3 protein-coding genes are annotated in these 2,941 nt (G+C 68.3%); all 3 read right to left on the bottom strand.

Annotated elements, in window-relative coordinates:
* Positions 1-105: 105 nt before the first annotated feature.
* Complete coding sequence (locus tag E1261_RS44145; protein WP_132416253.1) at positions 106-1,065, bottom strand: helix-turn-helix domain-containing protein; 960 nt, start codon at positions 1,063-1,065, stop codon at positions 106-108.
* 157 nt (positions 1,066-1,222) lie between these two features.
* On the bottom strand, positions 1,223-2,458 hold the full coding sequence (locus E1261_RS44140; RefSeq protein ID WP_238176842.1) for a cation:proton antiporter: 1,236 nt from the start codon (positions 2,456-2,458) through the stop codon (positions 1,223-1,225).
* Between the two features lie 19 nt (positions 2,459-2,477).
* On the bottom strand, positions 2,478-2,941 hold a 464-nt coding region (locus E1261_RS44135), incomplete at its 5' end, for a DNA-3-methyladenine glycosylase family protein (protein ID WP_420814104.1).

Here is a 2,941-nt window from a genome sequence, read left to right as displayed (position 1 = left end):
GACTTCAACGGGCCGTTTCCCTCAGTCCCTCTGGATGAGCTGCCCCGAGGTTACCCAATCAAGGCCGGATCGCACCCTCCGACTTCCAGTATTTGAGACGCCGTCTCAGGATTGCTGCCGGGTCCGGAAGCTCCGCCGGTACGCCGAGGGCGAGGTGCGCAACTGCTTGGCGAAGTGGTGGCGGAACGTGACCGGGGTGGCGAAGCCGGCCGCCAGCGCGATCTCCTCCACCGGCGCGTCACCGGTCTCCAGCATCGTCAGCGCCGCCTGGATCCGCTGGGCGATCAGCCATTTGCCCGGTGACGTGCCGGTCGCCTTCACGAAGTGCCGCAGATAGGTCCGCGGCGACAAACCGGCCTGCCTGGCCAGATCGGGTACGCCGATCGGCTCGGCGAGATGTTCGAGCGCCCAGCCCAGGCTCCGCGCGACCGAGGCGTCGTCGGGTTCGGGCGGCACCGGGGATTCGATGTACTGCGCCTGCCCGCCGGCGCGGTAGGGCTGGATCACCAGCCGGCGGGCGATCGAGTTCGCCACGGCCGCGCCGTAGTCCTTGCGGACCAGGTGCACCGCCAGATCCAGCCCGGCGGCGCAGCCCGCACTCGTCAGTACGTCGCCTTCGTCGGTGTAGAGCGGTTCCGGATCCACGATGATCTCGGGGTAGCGCTCGCGCAGGAGCCCGGCGTACCGCCAATGGGTGGTGGCGCGGCGACCGTCGAGCAGGCCGGCGGCGGCAAGCGCGAACGCACCCGAGCAGATCGAGACGATCCGGGCGCCACGGCGGTGCGCGTGCCGCAACGCTTCGATCAAAGCATCAGAGGTTTCAGCGCCCGGGTCGGCGACGCTCGGAATCACGACTGTGTCCGCGGCCGCGAACTCCTCCAGACCGTGTGGACTGCTGAGTGTGGCGCCGCCGAGCACCCGGATCGGATCCGGTGTCTCGGTGCAGACCTTCAACTCGTACCAGGGCTGGTCGATGTCCGGCCAGGCCAGCCCGAACACCTCGATCACGATGCCGGCTTCGAAGGCCGTCATGCCGTCGTACGCGAGAACTGACACGGAACCCATGTGTCGCAATCTTAGCGATAGTCGTCGTACGCGCCACTTCTGCGGGTGACGCGATCCCCGGACGATGGAGATATGTTCAAGGGATTGAGGGACTTCGCAGCCGGAATCAACGCCGCCTCGGCCGTCCGTCACGGGGCCGAACCGCCGGCCGGCTCGCTCACGAAGAACGGTCGCGGCGGAGGTCGAGCATCCGCATCAAAGGCGTCGCGGCAACGCCGTGAACAACGACGCTCAGCACAACGGTGAAGCCGACAGTCGCCCACAGCCAGGGCAGCTCTTCGTGGAAGTGGATCCCGACCGCCGCGAGGTAGTAGATCGAGGACACGCCCCGGACTCCGAAGGCCGCTGTCGCCCACGCCTCGGTGCGACTCAGCCCACTTCGGACGAGCGACAACCGACCGACGATCGGCCGTACGACGACCACCAGCAGCACGCCGATCAGCACCCCGGTCCAGGTGAGTGGCGCGAGTAGCCCGGCGGTCACGGCGACCCCGAGAAGCAGCAGGACGCCCCAGGTCAGAATGTGTTCAAGCTCACCGATGAAGTCGTGCAGCTCGTTGTGGAAATCGTGACTGCGCTCGGCGGCGCGCAGTGTGAGGGCGGCCACGAAGACCGCGATGAAGCCGTACCCGTGCAGCACCTCGGTGAGCCCGTAGACACCGAGCGTCATGGCCAGCGCGAGGACAGGCTCTCGCGAATCCGCCAGCCGCAGACTGTGCGCCTGCGCCGAAAACGTCATCCGCCCCAGCAACCAGCCGGCCCCGAAACCGACAGCCACACCGATCACGGTCTTGCCGACGACATCCCAGGCAATCCACTCGACCGGCGAAAGGCTCTTGGTAGCAAGGAAAACAGCGAGGTAGACGAGCGGGGCGGCCAGTCCGTCATTGAGGCCGGCTTCAGAGGTCAGCGCGAACCGTACTTCGTCCTCCTCGTCCAGCTCGGCGTCCTCGCCGGTGGTCGGCCCGCCGACCTGCACATCCGACGCCAGCACCGGGTCGGTGGGCGCCAGCACCGCCGCGATCAGTAGCGCGGTCGCCGGTGCGAGGCCGAGCAGCCAGCCCACACCGGTCAGCGCCGCGACACCCGCAGGCATCGCGATGAACAGCAGCCGCCACGTCACACCCCAGTGCAGGAGGCTGATCGGCCGGTCGATCGCGAGGCCGACACCCATCAGCGCGATGATCACCGTCAGCTCGGCCAAGTGCTTGGTGAGCTCCGGCTCGGCGATCGGGCTGAGGTGGCTGCGATCCACGACCAGGCCCAGCAGCATTCCGCCGCCAAGGAACGCGATCGGCGCAGAAACGGCGTACCGGGAAAGCAGTCGAGGCAGTACGGCGCCGAGGAGGAGCGCAAGCCCAGCTACCAGGTAGAGCCCGTCCCCGTTGATCACGACCGTCTAGTGCCCCGCGCTACCGCAGTCGATGCGTCGCCCCCGGCGTGTGCGTCGGCAGCGCCTTCCGCGGGCCGTAGCGCGGGTGACCGATGCCGGCCATCTCCAGCAACCGCTGCACGCGGAACCGATGACCGCGGTACGGCTCGATCAGCTCGGCGCAACCGTCGTCGTCGAGCTCCTCACCGATCAACGCGTACGACACGTTGCGAGACACGTGATAGTCCGCGAACGAGAACGCATCCGCATCACCATGTGCACGCTGCCGCACCTCGGCCGCCGTCCACACCCCAACCCCGGGCAACGACCGCAGCCGCCGCTCGATCTCGGCCGAGTCGGTCAGCTCCAACGTCCGCTCCAGCGCCTTCGCCCGGGTCGCTGCCGTCACCACGACCCGCGACCGCCGCCCCTCGACGCCCGCCCGCAACCACTGCCAGGACGGAATCAGCCGCCACTCCTCCGGCGACGGCGGCACCATCATCC

This window comes from Kribbella albertanoniae (assembly GCF_004348455.1).
GTDB classification, from domain to species: domain Bacteria; phylum Actinomycetota; class Actinomycetes; order Propionibacteriales; family Kribbellaceae; genus Kribbella; species Kribbella albertanoniae.
Note: the sequence above shows the minus strand (reverse complement) of the source record. Positions and strands in the feature narration are given on the sequence as shown.

What these genes read in the sequence shown, in the direction of transcription:
- E1261_RS44145 (WP_132416253.1), bottom strand. Translation starts at nt 1,065, where the DNA reads ATGGGTTCCGTGTCAGTTCTCGCGTACGACGGCATGACGGCCTTCGAA.